Genomic DNA, 20,617 nt, shown 5'->3' on the forward strand with positions numbered 1-20,617 from the left:
GTTCACCCGTTTCTCTCGGGCACGGGGGCCGCGCCGCTGTCGTGTCTGCGTTCCATGTAGGAGAGGGTCGAGATCAGGTCGGCGGAGGTCACCGCGCCGGAGCGGTGGGCCACCGGGGGGAGGGGCAGCGAACCGGTGTCCGCCCAGCGCAGGTGTCCGTCGTCGCCGATGCGGGAGCGCACCCGTCCGGCGTTGTCGGGGTGCAGGCAGTAAGGGATGTCGAGGTGGCCGCGGGAGAAGGCGCGCAGGAGCCCGGTCCCGATGTCGTCGGAGTGCTCCAGGACGGCGGACAGGAGTGCCCGGGCCTCCAGGTAGACGTCGCTGTCGGGGTCTCCGCCGGCCGCGGGCCGGGTCTCCTCCGCGGCCCGCGCCGCGATCTCCAGGGCCCGTACGTTCTCGCCGATGGTGGGGATGCGGTGCGCCTCGGCCTCGGTCTTGACAATCACGCGTTCGGCCCCTGCCTCCACGGCGGTCCTGGCCGCCTGCCGGAGCAGGGAGCGCGCTCCTCCGGGGGTGCGGGGGAAGAGCCCCATGTAGGTGTAGAGGACGACGTGCCACCGGGCACCGCCGAGGAACTCCGAGGCCAGGCGCCGCAGGGCGCGGATCGCCTCGCGGTCCTGCGCGGGGCTGGTCTGCTGGGCGTAGCTGAGGGAGATGCCGCGTATCCCGTGCTGGAGGAAGAACATGCCCTCCAGGAGGCTGAGGGCCACGAGCATCCCCGGCGGGCAGAGCTGGCCGAGCATGCAGCCGCCGAACGTCTCGACGTGCGCGGACCGTCCGTCCTCCGCGTGCGCGGCAAGGATCGCGGCCCCCTCCCGCCAGTTGGCGACGGACCGCTCCAGAGGGGTCCGCCCGTAGGGCAGGCAGTAGGAGACCGGTCCTCCCTCGGTCGCGGTCAGCCCGGCCCGCAGCAGGGACCGGAAGATCTCCTGCGGGGCCGCCGAGCCGTGTCTGACCTGCACGGGGAAGTCCGGCCCGGCCAGTCCGGCGAGGACCTCGCGGGTCTGCTCCGGGGGGCGGGCGACGATGGGGTAGCCGTTGAGGTCGGTGCCGGCGAGCACCGCGCGCCGCGCGGAGGCGTTGTCACCCACCCGCGTGTAGCTGTCGAGCGTGATGGTGCCGACCGACGCGGCGTCGGCGGCCCGGGTGGCCGCGAGTCCGGCCCGCATCCGGCGGGGGTCGCCGAACCCCATGCGCGGTTGGACCACGAGGCGGCCCCGGGCGTGCTCCCGTGCGACGAAGGAGCCGAACGCGTCCGTGTCGGGGAGGTCGTCGCGGGTCATGACGCCGCCTCGAGGACGAGCCGTTCGAGGTAACCGCGGAAGGCGCCGGCGTCGCCGTCGGCGAAGACCTCGTCGAATCCGGCGTCGCGGAGGTCGCGGACCCGGTCCGGGGCCAGGGCCCCGTCGACGCCCAGTTTTCCGCCGATGACCGCGGTGACCCCGGCCGTTCCCGGGGCTGCGCGGAGGGCGGTGATCATACGGAGTCCGTCCTCGTACCCGTGCCCGTTGACGCTGCTGACCACGAGGAGGCGGGGCTCTTGTGCGCGCACCCGGTCGACGAGCAGGTCGTCGGGGACGCAGGGTCCGACGTTGTCGACCCGGTGCCCCGCCTCCTCCAGGAGGAGCTGGAGGAAGACGAGGTTCCAGGTGTGGGAGTCGGAGGAGGTTCCGGAAAGTACTGTCACGGGTCCGGGACCCGCGAGGGACGTGCCTTGGGGGATGGGCCTCATGGGACACCGCCAGTGGCTCGGAGGGGGCGTTCTTCTCGTCAGGCGTGAGAAACGTATCCCTCGGGGTCCCCGGCGGACCGGAAGAAGAAGAGGCAATCAGTCGGCGGGAACGGTGACTTCCCCTTCCGAGGCCACGAGCACGCCGAGGAGCCCGAGGGCGTGCTCGGCCCTGCGTGCGGCCGTCTCCGGGTGGTCGGCGGCGGCGACGACGTGGCCGATCCGGTCCCGGAACGTGTGCGTGACCTCGACGCGGTCGCCCTCGCGGACGGTGACGGCCGCCCGGACCACACCGGGGGAGGTCCGGGCGCCGTCCCGGGACACGAGTGCGACCGTCCCGGAGCGCTCCGCGAACAGGAAGCGGATGGCGGCGGCCCCTCCGCGCACGGGAGCCGTCGCGGGGGGTTCGCCGACGGCGCGGGCGACCGCCGCCGCCACCAGGTCGATCCCGGTGGCCGCCCGGACCAGGGTGGGGATCATGCCGCCGGCCAGCCGGGGGTTGACCTCCACGATCCGGGGGCCCGCGGCGGTCAGGCGGAGTTCGACGTGGGCGGGCCCCCATCCCAGGCCCAGGGCGTGCAGGGCCTCCAAGGCGGTCTCCGCGACGGCCTGCTCCACTCCGGCGGGGAGCGGCGCGGGGTACTCGTGGCCGGTCTCCAGGAAGAGCGGGGGCGCGCCCAGGTGTTTGGCGGTGATGCCCACGACCCGGTCGTCGAAGGTCTCCACCGAATACTCGGGGCCGTCGAGGTACTCCTCGACGAGGGCGCGGCCCGGCTCCCCGCGCAGCAGGGGGGCGAGGGCGGCGGCGGTCTCCGCCGGGCCCGTGCAGGCGCGCACGCCGTCGGACCCGGAGCCGAGGACCGGTTTGACGACGACGGTGCCGCCCGCCTCGCGTGCCAGGGCGGCGCCCTCGGCGGCGCTGCGCACCTCGTGGAAGACCGGTCCGGGGACACCGGCCCGGGCGAGCGCCCGGCGCTGGGCGGCCTTGTCGCGGCAGCGGGACACGGCTTCGGCGTCGGGGGCGGGCAGACCGAGGGTCCGTGCGGCGGCCGCCGCGGTGGCGACGTGGTACTCGGAGCTGGAGGTCACACCGGCGGCGCGGGCGCCGAGGGAGCGGCACTCGCGCAGCACCGCCTCGGGGTCGGCGGTGTCGATGACGCGCACGGGCACCGCGTCCTCCCGGACGTAGGGGTAGCGGTCGGGGTCGCGGGTGAGGAGCAGGGGTTCGAGGCCCCGGGCGCGGGCCCGGTCGCAGAAGTCGCGGCCCGATCCGGTGGTGTTGCTCTCGACGAGGACCAGGCGGTCGGGGTTCGGCGGGGTGGCGGACACGGGGTCCCTCCTTCTGTCGTGGTGTGCGCGGTGTGCGGTCCGGGCGGCGGGGCGGTCCCCGCCGTCCGGCCTCAAGGGGTCCTCGCCGGCTGCCGTCCGCCGGAGGCGACCGGGGCGGTGAGCTCGCGGACCGCCTCCTCCAGGCCGCGGCGGGCGCCGGCCAGGCGCTGCCGGGCCCGGGTGTGCCGCAGCGCGCGTGCGCGCAGCTCCCGGCGGGCCTGCTCGAAGAGGATGTCGAAGGCACCGGGTCCCCCTCCGGCCCCGGTGGCGCGGGCGGCCGCCTCCGGGGAGGTGAGGTGTGCGGGTACCGGCCGGCGGGTTCCTCCGACCGTGACCGCGTCCAGCCCGGTGCGGCCTTCCTCCAGGGCCCTGCGCACCTCCTCGCCGACGGCGTGGTGGGCGGTGCGGAAGGCCACCCCCTCCCGTACGAGGTGGTTGGCCGCGGCGGTGGCCGTGGTGAAGCCCTCCTCCGCACGCCGGGCCATCCGCTCGGGCCTGGGCAGGGCGCCTCCCGCCAGGACCTGGGCCAGGAGCACCGCCTCGTGCACGGCGTCGAGCCCGGGGCGGCAGGCGGCGACCGCCTCCGTCCCGACCTCGATGCAGTTGGTGAAGGGGGTGGACTTGACCATGGACGAGGCCGCCGTCCAGGCGCCGATGGCGGCTCCCGCCTTGGCCTTGAGGTGCTCCAGGAGGAAGGCGTTGCGTTTCTGGGGCATGGCCGAGCTTCCGCCGACCAGGTGGTCGGGCATGTGGACCAGGCCGAACTCGGCGGTGCTCCACAGCTGGAGGTCGGTGCCCAGGCGGCTGAGGGTGACCCCCGTCCCGGCGACCGCCGCGAGGATCCGGAGATGAGTGTCGCGGCTGGCCACGGCGTCGGTGGCGTGCCGCGCGGGTGCGGAGAAGCCGAGCAGCGCGGCTGTCGCCGCCGGGTCGACGGGCAGGTCGGTGCCGGCGACCGCACCGGCACCGAGCGGGCACCGCTCCAGGCCCCGCGCCGCGTCGGCGACGGCGTCGGCGTCCCGGCCCAGGGCCTCGGCGATGCCGAGGAGGTAGTGCCCGTAGGTGACCGGCATCGCCGCCTGGAAGTGCGTGTAGACCGGCATCACGGTGTCGCGGTGGGCGCGGGCCCGCCCGAGCAGCACCGCGTGGAGGCGGAGCGCCTGCTCCAGGAAGTCGAGCGTCCAGGCGCGCAGGCGCATGGCGGCGGTGGTGGCGTTGAGGTCGTTGCGCGACCGGCCGGTGTGCAGGGCACCGCCGGTCTCGGGGCCGAGCAGCCGGCTCAGGTGCTCCTCGTAGGCGAGGTAGAGGCCGCGCGGCCGGGGGAGGTCCCGCACGCCGGCGAACCGCTCCTCGCGCAGGTGCACGACGGCTCGGGTGATCGCGGCGGCCCGGGCCCGGTCGAGGAGTCCCGTACGGGCCAGCATGACCAGGTGGGCGAGGTCGACCTCGGTGATGAGGGCCAGCTCGGCGCCGATGTCCTGGGAGGCGTCCTCGAAGAGCCGGCGTCGGGTCCCGGCCCGCAGCCCCCGGGTGAGGCGTCCTGTGGTGCTCACGAGGCGATCTCCATCCTGTCGTCGGCAGTGTCGAGTTCCCTGACCAGCACGTCCGCCAGGCGCAAGGGGTGGAAGAGGGACTCCGCGGACCTGCGGTCGCGGAGCACCAGCCCCCGGGTCATCAGGCCGGCCAGGGCCCGGCCGCAGTCGGCCATGGAGATTCCGCGGGCCCCGGCCAGCGAGGCGGCGGTGGCTCCCCCGCCGGCGTCGCACAGCTCTCTCAGGAGGAGGTGCTGCTCCTCGGGGCAGTCGGCGATCGCCGAGGCGAGGGCCGTCCGGGTGTCGGCGCCCCGGGCTTCGGCACCGGCGTCGCCGAGGGGGGTGAGCAGGGGCAGCGGGTCCTCCTCCAGGAGGAAGAGGAGGGAGGCCGGGTCATAGACGGCGGACCAGGTGGCGACCGCGGCGAGGGCGCCGGGGAGCCGGTCGAGCAGGGCGCAGATCCGCTCGGCCCGGGCGTCGTCGACCTGCGCGAGGGGGTCGGCCCGGTGGAGGTGGTGGCGCAGGATCTCGGAGGCGTCGCCGGCGCCGGGGGGTTCGAGGAGGAAGACCTGCTCGTCCACCGTCCCGTACGGGCAGCGCGCGGTGGTCAGCACACGCAGGCGGGGGTGGGCCTCCAGGAGGGCCTCCACCGGTCCGGGGTCCGGTCGCGCGGTCCCGGGTCCGTCCAGAACGAGCAGGGCGGCCTCCTCGCCGACGGACGCGGCCACCGGGTCGGGCGCCTCCTGCCCGTGCCCCTCCTCCCCGGGGGCGCCGGGGGGCTGCCCCTGGCTCCCGGGGGCGCGGAGGAGGTCGGCGGAGGACCAGACGACGCGGAGGCCGAGGTCGCGCTGGAGGCGGGCGGAGGCTTCGAGTGCGAAGCGGGTCTTGCCCGCCCCGGGTGCCCCGACGACGGAGAAGAGGCGGTCCTCGGACGCGGAGATCCGGGAGGTGAGGAAGTGGAGCTCGTCCTGCCTGCCCACGAAGGGGGTCCGGGCGGCGGGCGGGGCGCCGGCGGATCCCGGGGCCCCGGCGCGCAGCCGGTTGCGTCCCGGTCCCCGGCCGGCCGCGGCCCTCAGGTCCTCGCGGTCCCGGTCGCCGAGACGGAGCCCGTCGGCCAGCAGCCGCACGGTGTCCCGGCGCGGGTTGCGGGCCCGGCCGTGCTCCAGGTCCCTGATGGCGCGGACGCTGATGGTGGAGAAGTCGGCCAGCTCCTGTTGGGTCATCTCACGGCGGAGGCGGTATCTGCGGAGGAGGTGTCCGAAGGAGTGCTGTTCTTCCCGGAGTTCCATGTTCCACGACGACCTTTCCAGAAGCGTTCGCTGGGACGTGGAACCACCGTCGGGGAGAGGCCTATCACGGCCCTGTCCTCGCGGTTACCGGTGCTCGGGATGAGGGGAGAGGCGCAGGTCGGGTCGGGGATAGCGCGGGGATAGGGGCGGAACAGGACGGATTTCTACGGTAGGGACACGCCTCGAGGAGAGGCCCCGGAGAAAGGAACCCCCATGCGAGTCCGCACCCTGGTCCTCACCGTCGTGACCGCCCTGAGCCTCGGCCCGCTGCTGGCCTCCCCCGCCCTGGCCGACGACGGCTCCGAGACGCCGCCTCCCCCCTGCCAGACGGTCACCTGCCCCGACAGCGGCAACTGGCCCAAGTAGGCCGCCCCGCCGGGGTCAGCTCCCCGGTGCCCCCGGTGTCCCGGCCGCGGTGACGACGGAGTCGGCGAGACCGGCGATCCCCTCCAGAGCGGCCCGCACCTCGGCTGCGCCCTCCCGGTCGCCCAGCCTTTCCCACAGGGCGATCGACTGCTCCATCGACGCACGGGCCGGCCCCACGTCCCCCATCGCCGCCTGGGCCCGGCCCAGACCGAAGCGCAGGAGCGCCTCTCCGACGGGGTCCCCCGGATGGGCGATCCGGTCCAGGGCGTCGAGGAAGTGCGCGCGGGCGTCCGCGTGGGCGGCGCGCGCCATGTCGTGCAGCGCTCTCTGGTAGAGGACCTGCGCCTGTGCGCGCGGGTCACCCGTCTCCCGCGTGCAGCCCAGGGCCCGTTCCAGGAGGGCGTCCGCCCTCTCGTGCTCCCCCTGGTCCACGGCGATGCGCCCGAGCACGATCAGCGGCCGCCAGGCGGCCCCGCTCTCCCCGACCGCCGCGAAGTCGTCCAGGGCCGCCTCGCCCAGCTTCTGCGCGCCGCTCCGGTCCCCGCGTCCCAGGGCGGAGTCGGCCATCCAGGACCGGCACAGCCCCTGGCCGAACCGGTCCCCGAGTTCGGTGAAGCCGGCGAACGACGCGGAGAGCGCCTCGTCGGCCTCCTCCGTCCGGCGGTCGTTGCTCATCAGCAGGCACGCGGCGAAGTCCATGGCGGCGACCCCTCGGCGGTTGCCGGCCGCGCGGACCGCCTCGGAGACGACCTGCAGGACCTCGCCGAACTCGTCGAAGTAGCCGCGCCTCTCCGCGTAGACGCAGAATTGCGAGGCGAGTTCCCAGCACTGCTCGTCGAACCCCAGCCGGGCCGCCTGGGTGATGGCCGCCAGGAGGTTGGGGAGCTCCCGGTCGATCCACTGGTGGGGGTCGGACAGCAGGCGGTCCGTGTAGGCGGCGGGGGGACGCCAGCGCTCACCCTGCCCCCGCACGCGCAGGAGGTTGGTGCCGAGGATCCGGCGGTTGGCCTCCTCCAGGAGGAAGAGCCATCCGCCGATCAGGCGCCGGGTCTCCTCCGGTCCCGGCAGGCCCTGGGCCCGGCCCTTCTCCCGGGAGTACCCGCGCACCAGGTCGTGGAAGCGGTAGACCGGTTCTCCGGCGGCGTCGATGCCGGTGACGTCGAGCATGTGCGCGTCCACGAGCGGTTCGGCCAGGTCCGAGGGGAAGGGCCGGAGGTCGTCCAGCAGGGCGCCCGCCGCCCACGCCGGGATGGTCGGCCCCTCCGCGGCGCCGAGGAGGCCGAAGGTCCGGGCCGCTTCCGCCCCGAGGCCGTCGTAGGTGAGGGAGAGGCTGGCCCTGACGGTCATGTCGCCGTGCGCCAGCTCGTCGAGGCGGTTCCTCTCGTCGGCCAGGCGCGTCACCATCGCGGCCAGGCTCCAGTGCGGTCGTGCCGCCAGCCGCGCCGCCACGATGCGCAGGGCCAGCGGCAGCCGTCCGACGGTGCGGACCAGGGCCCGGGCGGCCTCGGGCTCCCGCCGGACCCGGTCGGGTCCGACGACCTGTTCGAGCAGGGCCAGGGCCACCGGTTCGTCGAGGATGCCGAGTTCGACGCGGCGCGCGCCGGGAAGCCCGGTGAGCTGTGCGCGCGAGGTGACGAGCACCCCGCACGCGCCGCTGCCCGGGACGAGCGGCGCCACCTGGGCCTCCGCGGCGGCGTCGTCCAGCACGACGAGCAGCCGGCGGGAGGCGACGATGCCGCGGTACATGGCGGCCCGCTCGTCGAGGTCGTCGGGCACCGCTTGGCCGGGCACGCCGAGCGCCCGCAGGAACCTGCCGAGCACGTTCGCGGCGTTCAGCGGCGACTCGTGGCTGCCCCGCAGGTCGCAGTAGAGCTGGCCGTCGGGGAAGTGCTCCTCGGCGAGGCGGTGGGCGATGTGGACGGCGGTGGCGCTCTTGCCGACGCCGGGCCGGCCCAGGAGCACGGCGATACCGACCTTCTCGGGGTCTCCGAGGAGAATCTCGGTGGCAGCGGAGACGGCCTCGGGCCGGCCGACGAAGTCGGCGGCCGCGGTCGGCAGCTGGAACGGGGCTGCGGAGGTCGTGTCCGGGGTCCGGGGGGCGCCGGTGCCGGCGCGGGCGTCCGGGGTCCCGGTGCCGGGCCCCGGTTCGGGGGTGTACCGGACGGGGAGGTCGAGTGCCGGGTCGGAGCCGAGGATCGCCGCCTCCAGGGACCTCAGCTCTCCCCCGGGTTCCAGGCCCAGCTCGTCGACGTACAGCTCGCGGCCGGACCGGTACACCTGGAGGGCGTCGGCCTGGCGGCCGGAGCGGTACAGGGCGAGCATGAGCTGGGCCCGCAGCCGCTCCCGCAGCGGGTACCGGTCCACGAGCTCGGCGAGCTCGCCGAGGAGGCGCGCGTGCCGGCCCAGGCGCAGGTCGATGTCCATGTAGGCCTCGACAGCGGCGACGCGGTCCTCGTCGAGCAGGACGGCCTTGTTGCGGAGGATCTCCCCGTCGAGCCCCGAGAGCGCGGGGCCCCTCCAATACTCCACGGCCTCCCGGAGGCAGGCCGAGGCGTCCTCCTCTCGGCCCTCCTTGAGGAGGATCTCCGCGTCGCGCACGGCGACCCGGAACAGGTGGACGTCGACGCTGCCGGGGTCGGCGCGCAGGAGGTAGCCGGGGGGCCGGGTATCGATGGTGGTCCCCAGCGGGGACAGCAGGCGGCGCAGCCGGGACACGCAGATCTGCACCTGTGTACGGGCCGTCTCGGGAGGATCCTGGGCCCAGATGACGTCCACCAGGTGGTCCGTGGAGACGACCCGGCCGAGTTCCAGCAGCAGGGAGGCGAGCACCGCCTGCTGGCGTCCGGGAGGTATGCGTACGGGCCCTTCCGGACCTTCGACCTCCGGTGAACCGAGAAGGCGGAAGAACGGCCGGGGCGTATGACTGACGGTGGTTGTTTCGGTGCTTATGGTGATGCCCCATTTCCGTCGGCACTGCGGACATAACCCCGGCACACTCGGACTTATATCACATCAAATAGGGAAAATGGGAAGCACCAATTGACTTTTTATCGAAAAGGAAGATAGCGCCGCGATAGCAGGCGGATTGCCCTCCGGCCCACCCTGGGAACGCCCGACCCCAGGAGGTTTCCATGCGTTCCCAGGCCAGAGCCCCGGACATCACCGCAGGTGACGTCGCCGCCACCATCGGCGCGGAGCACGTGAGGCTCTCGTACCACTATCTGGACCAGGCCGACATGGAGGGCTACATGTCGCTGCTCGACCCGGAGGCACGCCTGCACCACCCCGGCCACCCGGTCTCGCGCGGCCCGGACGAGGCCGCAGCGGCAATGGAGTCGCTGGCCTACACGCGCGGCCGCCACCGCATATTCAAGACGGTTTCCGAAGGGGACACCGTGGCGGCGATCGGCAGGTTCACCGGGCGCGCGGCACCGTTCGGAAACACGTACGAAACGGAATTCGTCGACGTGTTCACGCTGTCCGGCCACGGGCTTTTGCTGTCCTGCCGGAGGTTTTGCTGGAACGGCCGCAACTGAGGACCGCCGTGGCGAGAAAAGGAGCGGAGTGTCCGGTTCCGGCCAATTCTGGGGCTTCCCTCCTGTCTTGAACTGGGGCGTTCGGTAGAGTTCCGGGCACGGTCCCCGTCCTGACGGCAGCCTCCGGGCACCGCCGGGGGCCCGGTGGACGCAAGGGGTGTGGCTCGCGTGGGGCTGTTTCTCGACACGGCCTTCGGCTTCCCGGCCGTGCTCCTCACACCCGTGCTCGCCGTGGTCACCCTCTACTGGATCGTGGTCGCGATCGGCCTGGCCGACACCGAGATGCTCGACGCCGCGGACGCCGACGGCAGCCCGGTGGGTGCGAGCGCGGTCCTGGAACGCATGAGATTGAGCAAGGCACCGGTGACGGTGGAGATCACCGCGCTGGTGCTCTCCGCCTGGTTCGTGAGCATGATGGGCGGCATCGTGACCAGTCTCCTCACCTCCCCCGGCAGCGCCCTGTCCTGGGCACTGGGCGCGGTCGTGCTCGTCATCGCGGTGGTGGCCGCCTGGGCGCTCACCAGCGGCCTGGTCATGGCCGTGCAGCGTTTCCTCCCCCGGCGCGGGGGCTCCTCCCAGCGGGACCTGGTGGGCCGCACCTGCGTGATCCGTGTCGGCGAGGCCGGCGAGAGCTTCGGGCAGGCCGAGATCACCACCGAGAGCGGGGCCACCGTTGTCATCCCGGTGCGCACCATCGGCGGTGAGGTGCTGCCGGTGGGCAGCACCGCCCTGGTCTTCGAGCGCAGCGACGAGCAGGACGTCTTCCTCGTCACCGGCTTCGATCCCTCCCTGGACCCCGGACGGCCCTGAGCAGGCCTTCTCCCAGCGATCCTCCGCCCCGGGAGCGAAATCTTCCGAATAGTGGAACCGGGTTCGGTCGCACCGCGTCTCACTTTCCGTGAGCGGTCCCCGGGCCAGGGCATCCCGCCCGTGCACCCCCGACCGCCTTCCCTTCCGTCCACTCGCGGAAAAGAGGCCCCCACGTGTTGCTGAGCGCTCCCTCCACCGGCCAGGAAGCCGCCAACGCGGCGTTCCTGACCGTGGGCATCTCCCTCGGTGTCGCGGTACTCGTACTGCTCCTGCTGGTCGTCGCCGTCCTGAAGATGTTCAAGAAGGTCAAGCAGGGTGAGGCCCTGATCATCTCCAAGACGCGCGACGTCCACGTCACCTTCACCGGCGCGGTCGTGCTGCCCGTCCTGCACAAGGCCGAGTACATGGACATCGCGGTCAAGTCCCTGGACCTGGACCGCCGCGGCCGCGAAGGCCTGACCTGCCGGGACAACATCCGGGCCGACATCAGCGTCAAGTTCTTCATCCGCGTCAACGAGACGGAGGAGGACGTCAAGAAGGTTGCCAAGTCCATCGGCACCGAGCGGGCCAGCAACCACGAGACGCTCCAGGAACTGTTCAACGCCAAGTTCGCCGAGGCCCTCAAGACCGTCGGCAAGCGCTTCGACTTCGAGCAGCTGTTCACCCAGCGCGAGGAGTTCCGCCAGCAGATCATCGCGGTCATCGGCTCCGACCTCAACGGCTACGTCCTGGAGGACGTGGCGATCGACTACCTCGAGCAGACGCCGCTGCACCAGCACGACGCCAACAACATCCTCGACGCGCAGGGCATCTCCAAGATCACCGAGCGCACCGCGTCCGAGCACAAGCGGACCAACGAGTTCGAGAACGACCGCCGCAAGGAGATCGACCGCCAGAACACCGAGACCGCCGAGACCCTCGCCGAGCTGGAGAAGCGCCGCGAGGAGGCCGCTGCCAAGGCCAAGCGCGAGATCGAGATCATCAAGGCCCGCGAGGAGGCCGAGACCGCGCGCGTCCAGGCCGAGGAGCGCCTCAAGGCCGAGACCGCCAACATCCGCACCTCCGAGGCCCTCGGGGTCCAGCACGAGAACCAGCGCCGCGAGATCGCCGTCGCCGAGAAGAACCGCGAGCGCGTCATCGCCATCGAGACCGAGCGCATCGAGAAGGACCGGCTGCTGGAGGTCATCGGCCGCGAGCGCGAGACCGAGCTGACCCGCATCGCCAAGGACAAGGAGGTCGAGGCCGAGCGCCGCGAGGTCGCCGAGGTGATCCGCGAACGCGTCGCCGTCGACCGCACCGTGGCCGAGCAGGAGGAGGCCATCAAGCGCCTGCGCACCGTGGAGGAGGCCGAGCGCGAGCGCCAGGCCCTCGTCATCCACGCCGAGGCCGAGGCCCAGGAGCGGCTGGTCAAGGACATCAAGGCCGCCGAGGCCGCGGAGGAGGCCGCCAAGCACAAGGCCGCCGAGGAGCTCACCCTCGCCGAGGCCCGCCAGCAGGCCGCCGAGCTCGACACCCGCGCCAAGATCCGCCTGGCCGAGGGCATCCAGGCCGAGACCGCGGCCGCCGGGCTGGCCGAGGTCCAGGTCCGCGAGCAGGACGCCGAGGCGATCGAGAAGGTCGGCCGCGCCGAGGCCGCCGTGGCCCGAGAGAAGGCGCTGGCCGAGGCCGAGGCCGTCGAGCAGAAGCTGCGCGCCGAGGCCGCCGGCCTGCACGAGAAGGCCGGCGCGATGGCCGCCCTGGACGAGGTCAGCCGCGAGCACGAGGAGTACCGCCTGCGCCTGGAGGCCGAGAAGGAGGTGCGCCTGGCCGGGATCGACGTCCACCGCCAGGTCGCCGAGGCCCAGGCCACCGTCCTGGCCACCGGCCTGGAGAGCGCCGACATCAACATCGTCGGCGGCGACGGCGCGTTCTTCGACCGCATGGTCAACTCCATCGGCATGGGCAAGGCCGTGGACGGATTCGTGGCCAACTCCGAGTCGGTGCGCTCCCTCGGGGAGTCCCTGCTCGACGGCGGCACCGACTCCGTGCTCGGCCGGGCCCTGGCCGCGGCGGGCAGCGAGGACGTCAAGAACCTCACCCTCTCCGCCCTGCTGATGAAGCTGATCGGCGCCGGCGGCCCCGACGCCGCCAAGCTCGACCAGCTGCTGGCCTCCGCGCGGAAGCTGGGCGTGGACTCGATGCCGTTGTCCGCGCTGAACGGCAACGCGGTCAAGAACTGACCGTTCCCGGCAGGGGCGGGCCCTCGGGCCCGCCCCTTTCCCCCGCGTGAGAGCTCCAGAGCGAAGAGGTGACCGCACGTTGACCGAGGGACCGTCCACCGCACCCGACAGCGCGCCCGAGGCCCCCGGCCTGGACTCGGGCACCTACGAGGTGCTCCGCACCCGCCTGCGCGAGCAGACCGGCGAGCTCGCCCGGCGCACCGAGGAGCTCAACGCCCGCCGCCTGGAGGTGTTCGGCGGCACCGAACTGGCGCTGCTGGGCACCGAGCGCATCCGCACCGAGCACAACTGCGTGCCCCGGGACGTCGCCGGCGTGGGCCACTCGGTCGGCGACACCATGCTGTTCGGCTACAACGTCTTCCTCGGCATGCAGCGGGAGACGCACGTCTCCGACGTGTTCTCGCTGCACCGGTTCGAGCGCGACGGCGACGCGCTCTCGTTCTCCGACATGTCCGAGGACTCCGTCCCGGGGCTGCTCGCCGACGAGCGGTTCCGCCAGGACTTCGCCAACCTCTACCGCTACTACCGCGACACGCGGCTGCTCCAGCTGCGCCGGCTGGAGGGCCGCCTCCTCGCCGTCTTCCAGACCGGGCCGCGCACCGAGGACGTCCGCGTGCTGCGCTGGTCGGTCTCCCCCACCGGGGAGACGGCCTACCTCGACGACCGGGGCGAGCGCGACCACGTGTTCCCGCCCTCGCACGACTTCACCTGGACCGAGGCCACCCGCGAGGACCACGTCCAGGGCCGCCACCCGCACATCTCGATCCTCGACGAGGTGTTCGTGGAGACGGTGGGCGGCGACCTCACCGTCAAGGTCGAGGACAACACCGAGTCCGGTGAGGGGATCTACAGCGAACCCGTCGACGAGCCGCTGCAGAGCCTGGCCGACGCCTCGGTGATGTACGCCCGCGTGGGATCGCTGATCCTGCTGCGGATCCTGCCCTACAACGAGACCGAGTGGCGCCATCTGGTCTTCAACACCCGCACCAAGGACGTGCTGCGCCTGGACGGGATCGGCCAGGCGTGCCGGCGGCTGCCCGACGACCAGGGGCTGATCTTCCCCGGCGGCCACTACTTGTCCACCGGAGCGGTCCGGACCTTCGACACCGACGTCACCGGCCTGGAGTTCGAGCGCGTGGTGCGCTCCCCCAACGGGGAGGACGTGCTGTACGTCTTCCACTCAAGGGCCGACGGGCGCAGCCTCCTGCTGTCGTACAACACCATCCGCAAGGAGGTCGCCGCCCCGATCGTCTGCCACGGGTACTCGCTGTTCGACGACGGCACCATGGCGGTGTTCCGCGAGAGCGCGGACGGCCCCACCCGGGTGCACCCGATGCAGGTGTGGCAGACCCCCTACGTGTCCGACGTGTACGCGGCCGCCCAGCCGGCGGGCACCGGTCCGCTGGAGCGGGTGGGCAACGCCGAGCTGGTGCGCGGCGTCTCCGAATGCCTCTCCGTGGCACGCATGGCCGAGGAGATGCGCCCCTCCACCGAGGTGTTCGAAGCGCTCATCGCCTCCTGCCGCAGCGTCGCCGACCGGTTCCACTGGCTGGGCGAGGCCGAACTCGGCGACCTGGCCGAGCCGCTGGATCAGGTGCGCGCCACCGCGGAACGGGTCCTGGAGGAGTTCGAGGCCGTCCAGGCCCTCACCCGGCAGGCGGCCGAGGCACTGGCGGAGGCCGAGGAGGAGGCCGCCTCCCTCATCCGCACCGCGCGGGGCGAGGCGCCCCGGACGGCGGAGGGCTGGGTGGAGCGGCTGACCGGGCTGCGGCGCGCCCAGGGGCGGGCCGCCACGCTGCGCGAGGTCCGCCACGTGGACACCGGGCGCCTGGAGGAGCTGGACCGCAGGCTCGGCGAGGAGATCGCCTCCGCGGGTCGGCGCACGGTCGCCTTCCTGGAGCGCGACGACGCCTTCGACGGCTACCGCGCCGAGGTGGAGCGGCTCGCCGAGGACGCCGAGGCCCTCGACGCCGTGAGCGCCGCCGCGGCCGTCGGCGAGCGCATCGGTGAGCTGACCGAGGGCCTGCAGACCGTCACCGAGGTGATCGGCTCCCTCGACATCGGCGACGCCCAGGTGCGCACGCGCATCCTGGAGCGGATCAGCGAGGTGCTGGCCGGCACCAACCGGGCGCGCGCCGTGCTGGAGACGCGGCGCCGGGAACTGCTGGCCGTGGAGGGCCGGGCGGAGTTCGCCGCCGAGTTCGCCCTGCTGGGCCAGGCGGTGACGGGCGCGCTCGCCGCCGCCGACACCCCCGACCGCTGCGACGAGCAGCTGGGGCGGATCATGCTCCGGCTGGAGGACCTGGAGTCGCGCTTCGCCGAGTTCGACGACTTCCTCGCCGAGCTGGCCGACAAGCGCGAGGACGTGTACGAGGCGTTCTCCTCCCGCAAGCAGACCCTCGTGGACGAGCGGGCGCGGCGGGCCGACCGGCTGTCCTCCTCCGCCGAGCGGGTCCTGGACGGGGTGCGGCGGCGCGTCGCCTCGCTCACCACCCTGGAGGACGTCAACACCTACTTCGCCTCCGACGCGATGGTGGCGCGGCTGCGGCGCACCGTCGAGGAGATGCGCGAACTCGGCGAGAGCGTGCGCGCCGAGGAGCTCGAGGGGCGCCTGCTGGCCGCCCGCCAGGAGGCCGGGCGCGCGCTGCGCGACCGCAGCGACCTGTACGACGGCGAGACCGTCCGCCTGGGCAAGCACAAGTTCGCGGTCAACACCCAGCCCGTCGACATCACCCTCACCCCGTACGGCGGGGAGATGGCGGTGGCGATCACCGGCACCGACTTCCGGTCCCCGGTCACCGATCCCGCCTTCGGGCGGACGCGCCACCTGTGGGACCGGCCGCTGGTCTCGGAGAGCCCGGAGGTGTACCGCTCCGAGTACCTGGCGGCGTCGCTGATGGCCGCCGCCGAGGAGGGCCGCGACGGGCTCACCCTGGACGGGCTGCGCGAGGCCGACCCGGCCGAGGTCGCACGCCGGGCCGCGTCGGCCCGCTACGACGAGGGCTACGAGCGCGGCGTGCACGACCACGACGCGGGGCTGGTCCTGGAGGCGCTGCTGCGCCTGCGCACCGGTGCGGGCCTGCTGCGCTACCCGGCTCCGGTGCGCGCGGTGGCCCAGCTGTTCTGGGCCTTCGGCACCGCCGAGGAGCCCCGGAGGGCCTGGGGCGTGCGCGCGGCTTCGCTGGCCCGCGCCCGCGCGGTGTTCGGGGCGCGCCGCTCCCCCGCGATCGACGCGCTGCGCACCGAGCTCGCCGAGGCGGTCGACGGGTTCCTCACCGGCACCGGGCTGCACCAGGACGCCGACCTGGACCTGGTGGCCGAGTACCTCTTCGAGGAGCTGGCCCTGGACTCCCCGGGCGAGCGCGGGTTCGTGTCGGGGGCCTCGGCCCGCGCCCTGCTGGACCGCTTCCACCGGGCGCTGGGCAGCTCCCGGGCGACCACGCGCCGCGCCTTCGAGGAGGACCTGCGCGCGCTCGGCGGCGACCTGCCGGCCCGGTACCAGCTGGTGTCGGCCTGGCTGGAGGCGTACGCCTCCACCGAGGAGGGCGCCGACCCGCGCGACCTGCCCGAGGCTGCGGTGCTGGCACTGGCGGACGTGGAGCGCTACGCGTCCTCCGCGGCCGTGGGCGAGACCGTCACCGGCCTCCTGGGCACGCACCCGCGCATCGGGAACCGGTCGATGGAGCTGCGGATCGACGAGTTCCTGGAGCGCACCCGCCGCTTCCGCCTGGAGGAGGTGCCCGCCCACCGGGACTTCCAGCACCGGCGCCACGAGCTGGTGGCGGCCGAGCGCGAGCGCCTGCGGCTGGAGGAGTACCGGCCGAAGGTCATGAGCGGCTTCGTGCGCAACCGGCTGCTGGACGAGGTCTACCTGCCGCTCATCGGCGACAACCTCGCCAAGCAGCTGGGCGCGGCCGGCGACGGCAAGCGCACCGACCAGAGCGGGATGCTGCTGCTCATCTCCCCTCCCGGCTACGGCAAGACCACCCTCATGGAGTACGTGGCCGACCGGCTGGGCCTGGTGTTCGTCAAGGTCAACGGCCCGGCCCTGGGCCACGCGGTGACCTCTCTGGACCCGGCCGAGGCTCCGGACGCCACGTCGCGCCAGGAGGTCGAGAAGATCTCGTTCGCATTGGAGATGGGCAGCAACGTGATGCTGTACCTGGACGACGTCCAGCACACGAACCCGGAGCTGCTGCAGAAGTTCATCTCCCTGTGCGACGGCCAGCGCCGCATGGAGGGCGTGTGGGAGGGCCGCACGCGCACCTACGACCTGCGCGGCAAGCGGTTCGCGGTGTGCATGGCGGGCAACCCGTACACCGAGCAGGGCAAGCGGTTCCGCATCCCGGACATGCTGGCCAACCGCGCCGACGTGTACAACCTGGGCGACGTGCTGTCGGGGCGCGAGGAGGTGTTCGCGCTCAGCTACATCGAGAACGCGCTCACCTCCAACCCGGTGCTGGCGCCGCTGTCCTCGCGCGGACGCGAGGACGTGTACCGCTTCGTGCGCATGGCCCGCGGCGACGACTCGGTGGCCCTCGACCGGCTCGACCACCCGTACTCGGCGGTCGAGGCGGAGCGGATCGTGTCGGTGCTGCGCAAGCTGCTGCGGCTCCAGGAGACGGTGCTGGCGGTCAACCAGGCCTACATCGCCTCCGCGGCGCAGTCGGAGGACGCCCGCACCGAACCGCCGTTCCAGCTCCAGGGCTCCTACCGCAACATGAACCGGATGGCGGAGAAGATCGTCCCGGTCATGAACGACGACGAGGTCGAGGCGGTGGTCGACGACCACTACCTGGGCGAGGCCCAGACCCTCACCTCGGGCGCGGAGGCCAACCTCCTCAAGCTGGCGGAGCTGCGCGGGGTGATGACTCCGGAGCAGAAGGAGCGCTGGGCCGCGGTCAAGGCGGCCTACCGGCGCACCCAGGCCCTGGGCGGGGCCGAGGACGACCCGCTCACCAGGGCCATCGGCGCCATGGGCCTGCTCGCCGACCGCGTCGGCGAGATCAGCACGGCCCTCGACCGGAGGGAGCAGGGGTGATCGGTATCGCCCCCGGGCGGGAGGACCCCACACAGGGGCAACCCGCCCGGGCGTGCCCCGGCGGCGGCACGGAAGCGCTCACCGCAGCCTTCAGACAGCTCCGTTCTCCTGCGCCCACTTCTCGAACTCACCCGGCCCGAAGGGAAGCCTGTACTCGGTCTCCATGAGGTGGTCTGCCACACTGCTCACCATCGCCAGCGTCAGGAAACCCGCACGAACAGCCTCGCAGAGCAACCCGAGCGTACCCGTGTACCTGACCTTCGCCTCCTTGGCGGCACGCCTTGCTGCCCCGTCGTCGATGACCGCAGTCGCCCCGTGAACCTGGGCGTAGGCCAGAACGGCTGCCTCTCCGATGTTCCTCCCCCCGGAGACCAGGAAGGCGGAGAAGTGAGCGAAGGCAGCGTTCTCGGAAGGCGTGTCGAGTGCAGACCTGGAGATCCATTCCGTTCCCAGAACCTGCTGGAGATGGGGTCTGGTGCTCGCCCCCCGGCGCAGTTCGTACTCGACCGCGTCAGGTACGACCACTTTCCTCGCTCCGGCAACCGAACGCAGAACGCCGAGCCATCCTGCTTCCGCCAGGTGGCTCAGCGGACCGGTGTCGACGACGAGTTCCTCACCTGGATCGCCGTTCACGAGACGAAGTCCCATATCGCCGATGCGTTCCGCTGCGGAAGCTCGGGAAGGTCTGCCGCATCCCACGTGCCGAACAGCAGCTCGAGTGCCCTCGCCCCGCTCACCCTCTCGGACCTGAAGAGGCGCAGGACAGCAGCCTCGTAGTCTCGCGGAAGCCAGCCGGAACCCAGCTCGTCCGAGACGACGAGATCGTGTTCGACGATGTCCGCTCTGGTGGTTCTGGTCGTTCTCACCTGTGCGGCCTGGGTGCCCTCGACCATCTCGAGCTCCAGAAGCCGGCGCGCCAGCGTGGACATGTCGACGCGGAAGCAGCTTGCCGCCATCACCGCTGCTGCACGGGCTCCCTTGTCGGCAAGCCACCTGTCCCACGCATCACGGAACGAGGACTCCGGTAGCAGAAGAGCCCGGGCAAAACGATCGATGAGCTGCTCGCGGAGATCAGGGGTCGAAGCGCCGTCGATGCGCCAGTCGACCGTGTACTCGTCCGCCATCAGCACATGGCCGAGTTCATGCGCCAGGGACAGGCGCCGGCGGCCCACACGCAGACCTCCGTTGACAACAGCCACGGCTCCGGCCTCCAGCAGGACACTGGCCGCGTCCGCGGATTCTGTGCCCAGGTCGGCCACGAAGGGAACGAGTCCTGCTCGGACCACCCTGGCGCCGAGTTCCTTGAGGGGCCCTTCCGCTTCTGCGCCCAAGAGCATCCGAGCCTCGTGCGCCAGTTGCTCCGCTTCCTCCTTGTCAGCAGGTACGGAGAAGACAGGCAGACGGTCCAGGGCCTTGCGCAGCATCGGATCATGCCGGGACACGAACTCGACCGCCCGGGCACGCAGCTCCACTTCGCGATCGATGCGCGGGCTGGGCTCACCGGGGTCGGTGACGTTGCGGTGGGACACGATCGCGGGCGGGGCCTCTTCGACGAACCATTCGATTCGCTCGTCGAGTGCCTCGGCCACCTGGGCGAGTTCCAGCGCCGTGACGCGGCGTGCACCGGTCTCGATCTTGGCCAGGCTCGACCGGTCCAGGCCCACGGAGCGTGCCAGCTCGCTCTGGGTGAGTCCTGCGCGCTGACGCGCTTCGGCAACGCGGAGACCGAGGTGACGGGCATCAAGAACCATGTGTGCGATATTAGAACAAGGAAGGTGTCAGGCAAAGGTCCATACTCCTCCTCCGCACCGAACCGGGCTCACGGCTTCCCTGCCGGGACCGGGCGCGCCGCCCGGGCGCCGGCCACGGGCCGGGACACCGGAAAACCTTGTGCGCAAGGGGGGAGCGGAATGGCACAGTGGCTCCCGATGACCGAGCGCGCACACACCTCCGGCCCTGATGACCGCACCGACCTGGCACGCGACCCCTTGCCGCTGCGCGGGCGCACCGCGCTCGTCACCGGGGCCGGCCGCCGCGGCGGCATCGGGTACGCCGTCGCCCGCCGCCTGGCCGCCTACGGCGCCGGGCTCATGCTCCACCACTACCGACCGCACGACGTGGTGCAGCCGTGGGGAGGCGACGACATCGACGCCGTCGTCGCAGGCGTCCGCGACGCCCTCGGCGACCCCGACGCGCGCGTCACCCACATCTCCGCCGACATGGCCGACCCCGAGGCACCCCGGAGGGTCATGGACGCCGCCGTCGCCGAGTTCGGCCACGTGGACGTCCTCGTCGCCAACCACGCCCGCAGCGGCGGAGACGCCTCCCTCGCCGAGGTGACCCCCGAGATGCTCGACGGCCACTGGGCGGTGGACGCCCGCTCCCCGCTCCTGCTGACGCAGGCATTCGCCGCGCAGCACGACGGCCGCCCCGGAGAGCGCGTCGTCCTCATGACCTCGGGCCAGTTCAAGGGCCCCATGCCCGGCGAGATCGCCTACGCCTCCGCCAAGGCGGTCCTGGCCCAGATCGTCCCCACCCTGGCCGCGGAACTGGGTCCGCGCGGCATCACCGTCAACGTCGTCAACCCGGGTCCCGTGCAGACCGGGTACATCACCCCTGAGGTGATGGAGGACCTGGTTCCCCGGTTCGCCCTGGGGCACTGCGGAGAACCCGACGACGCCGCCCGCGTCATCGCGTGGCTGGCCACCGACGAGGCCCGCTGGGTCACGGGCCAGCTCGTCAGCAGCGACGGCGGCTTCTAGGGCG

The 20,617-nt window shown here is 72.7% G+C and carries 14 protein-coding genes; 6 read left to right on the forward strand and 8 right to left on the reverse strand.

Annotation, left to right across the window (positions count from 1 at the left end; genetic code table 11):
* Positions 1-2: 2 nt before the first annotated feature.
* The 5 genes from FHS13_RS01765 to FHS13_RS01785 form a co-directional block, all read right to left on the reverse strand.
* Positions 3-1,283: a methylaspartate mutase gene (locus tag FHS13_RS01765; protein WP_184286278.1), complete on the reverse strand. Its 1,281-nt coding sequence runs from the start codon at positions 1,281-1,283 to the stop codon at positions 3-5.
* The gene (locus FHS13_RS01770; RefSeq protein ID WP_343064868.1) at positions 1,280-1,687 is read right to left on the reverse strand and encodes a cobalamin B12-binding domain-containing protein; all 408 of its coding nucleotides are present in this window, start codon (positions 1,685-1,687) and stop codon (positions 1,280-1,282) included. Before FHS13_RS01770 ends, FHS13_RS01765 begins: the two co-directional genes overlap by 4 nt.
* Before the next feature lie 141 nt (positions 1,688-1,828).
* A complete protein-coding gene (locus FHS13_RS01775; RefSeq protein WP_184286283.1) occupies positions 1,829-3,058 on the reverse strand; it encodes an ATP-grasp domain-containing protein in 1,230 nt (409 codons plus the stop codon).
* A gap of 71 nt (positions 3,059-3,129) precedes the next feature.
* On the reverse strand, positions 3,130-4,611 hold the full coding sequence (gene argH / locus FHS13_RS01780) for an argininosuccinate lyase (protein ID WP_184286286.1): 1,482 nt from the start codon (positions 4,609-4,611) through the stop codon (positions 3,130-3,132).
* Positions 4,608-5,879: a helix-turn-helix domain-containing protein gene (locus FHS13_RS01785; RefSeq protein WP_184286288.1), complete on the reverse strand. Its 1,272-nt coding sequence runs from the start codon at positions 5,877-5,879 to the stop codon at positions 4,608-4,610. Before FHS13_RS01785 ends, argH begins: the two co-directional genes overlap by 4 nt.
* Positions 5,880-6,092: 213 nt before the next feature.
* Here FHS13_RS01785 and FHS13_RS01790 point away from each other — a divergent pair, with 213 nt between their 5' ends.
* The gene (locus FHS13_RS01790; protein ID WP_184286291.1) at positions 6,093-6,245 is read left to right on the forward strand and encodes a hypothetical protein; all 153 of its coding nucleotides are present in this window, start codon (positions 6,093-6,095) and stop codon (positions 6,243-6,245) included.
* Positions 6,246-6,260: 15 nt separating this feature from the next.
* Here the strand turns inward: FHS13_RS01790 and FHS13_RS01795 are convergent, their stop codons facing one another.
* Positions 6,261-9,074, reverse strand: a complete 2,814-nt coding sequence (locus FHS13_RS01795) for an AfsR/SARP family transcriptional regulator (protein WP_343064869.1) — start codon at positions 9,072-9,074, stop codon at positions 6,261-6,263.
* Between the two features lie 302 nt (positions 9,075-9,376).
* Between FHS13_RS01795 and FHS13_RS01800 the strand changes: the two genes are divergently transcribed.
* The 4 genes from FHS13_RS01800 to FHS13_RS01815 all read left to right on the forward strand — a co-directional run bounded on the left by FHS13_RS01800 (position 9,377) and on the right by FHS13_RS01815 (position 17,851).
* Positions 9,377-9,781, forward strand: a complete 405-nt coding sequence (locus tag FHS13_RS01800; protein WP_184286294.1) for a nuclear transport factor 2 family protein — start codon at positions 9,377-9,379, stop codon at positions 9,779-9,781.
* 168 nt (positions 9,782-9,949) lie between these two features.
* The gene (locus FHS13_RS01805; RefSeq protein ID WP_184286297.1) at positions 9,950-10,591 is read left to right on the forward strand and encodes a DUF1449 family protein; all 642 of its coding nucleotides are present in this window, start codon (positions 9,950-9,952) and stop codon (positions 10,589-10,591) included.
* Positions 10,592-10,764: 173 nt separating this feature from the next.
* On the forward strand, positions 10,765-12,810 hold the full coding sequence (locus tag FHS13_RS01810; RefSeq protein ID WP_184286300.1) for an SPFH domain-containing protein: 2,046 nt from the start codon (positions 10,765-10,767) through the stop codon (positions 12,808-12,810).
* A gap of 79 nt (positions 12,811-12,889) precedes the next feature.
* Entirely contained in the window at positions 12,890-17,851 is a 4,962-nt protein-coding gene (locus FHS13_RS01815) for a DNA repair ATPase (RefSeq protein WP_184286302.1), read from the forward strand.
* Between the two features lie 90 nt (positions 17,852-17,941).
* On the opposite strand, the gene FHS13_RS01820 is transcribed toward FHS13_RS01815, so the two are convergent.
* Positions 17,942-18,499, reverse strand: coding sequence for a PIN domain-containing protein (locus FHS13_RS01820; RefSeq protein WP_184286306.1), 558 nt, complete (start codon positions 18,497-18,499; stop codon positions 17,942-17,944).
* Positions 18,481-19,602 carry a helix-turn-helix domain-containing protein gene (locus tag FHS13_RS01825; RefSeq protein ID WP_184286309.1) on the reverse strand — a complete coding sequence of 374 codons (1,122 nt, stop codon included), beginning with the start codon at positions 19,600-19,602 and terminating at the stop codon, positions 18,481-18,483. The genes FHS13_RS01820 and FHS13_RS01825 overlap by 19 nt, the downstream gene beginning before the upstream one ends.
* Positions 19,603-19,761: 159 nt before the next feature.
* Between FHS13_RS01825 and FHS13_RS01830 the strand changes: the two genes are divergently transcribed.
* The gene (locus FHS13_RS01830) at positions 19,762-20,613 is read left to right on the forward strand and encodes an SDR family oxidoreductase (protein ID WP_425491113.1); all 852 of its coding nucleotides are present in this window, start codon (positions 19,762-19,764) and stop codon (positions 20,611-20,613) included.
* The last annotated feature ends 4 nt before the right edge of the window (positions 20,614-20,617 follow it).

The organism is Nocardiopsis algeriensis (genome assembly GCF_014203695.1).
GTDB classification, from domain to species: Bacteria; Actinomycetota; Actinomycetes; order Streptosporangiales; family Streptosporangiaceae; genus Nocardiopsis; species Nocardiopsis algeriensis.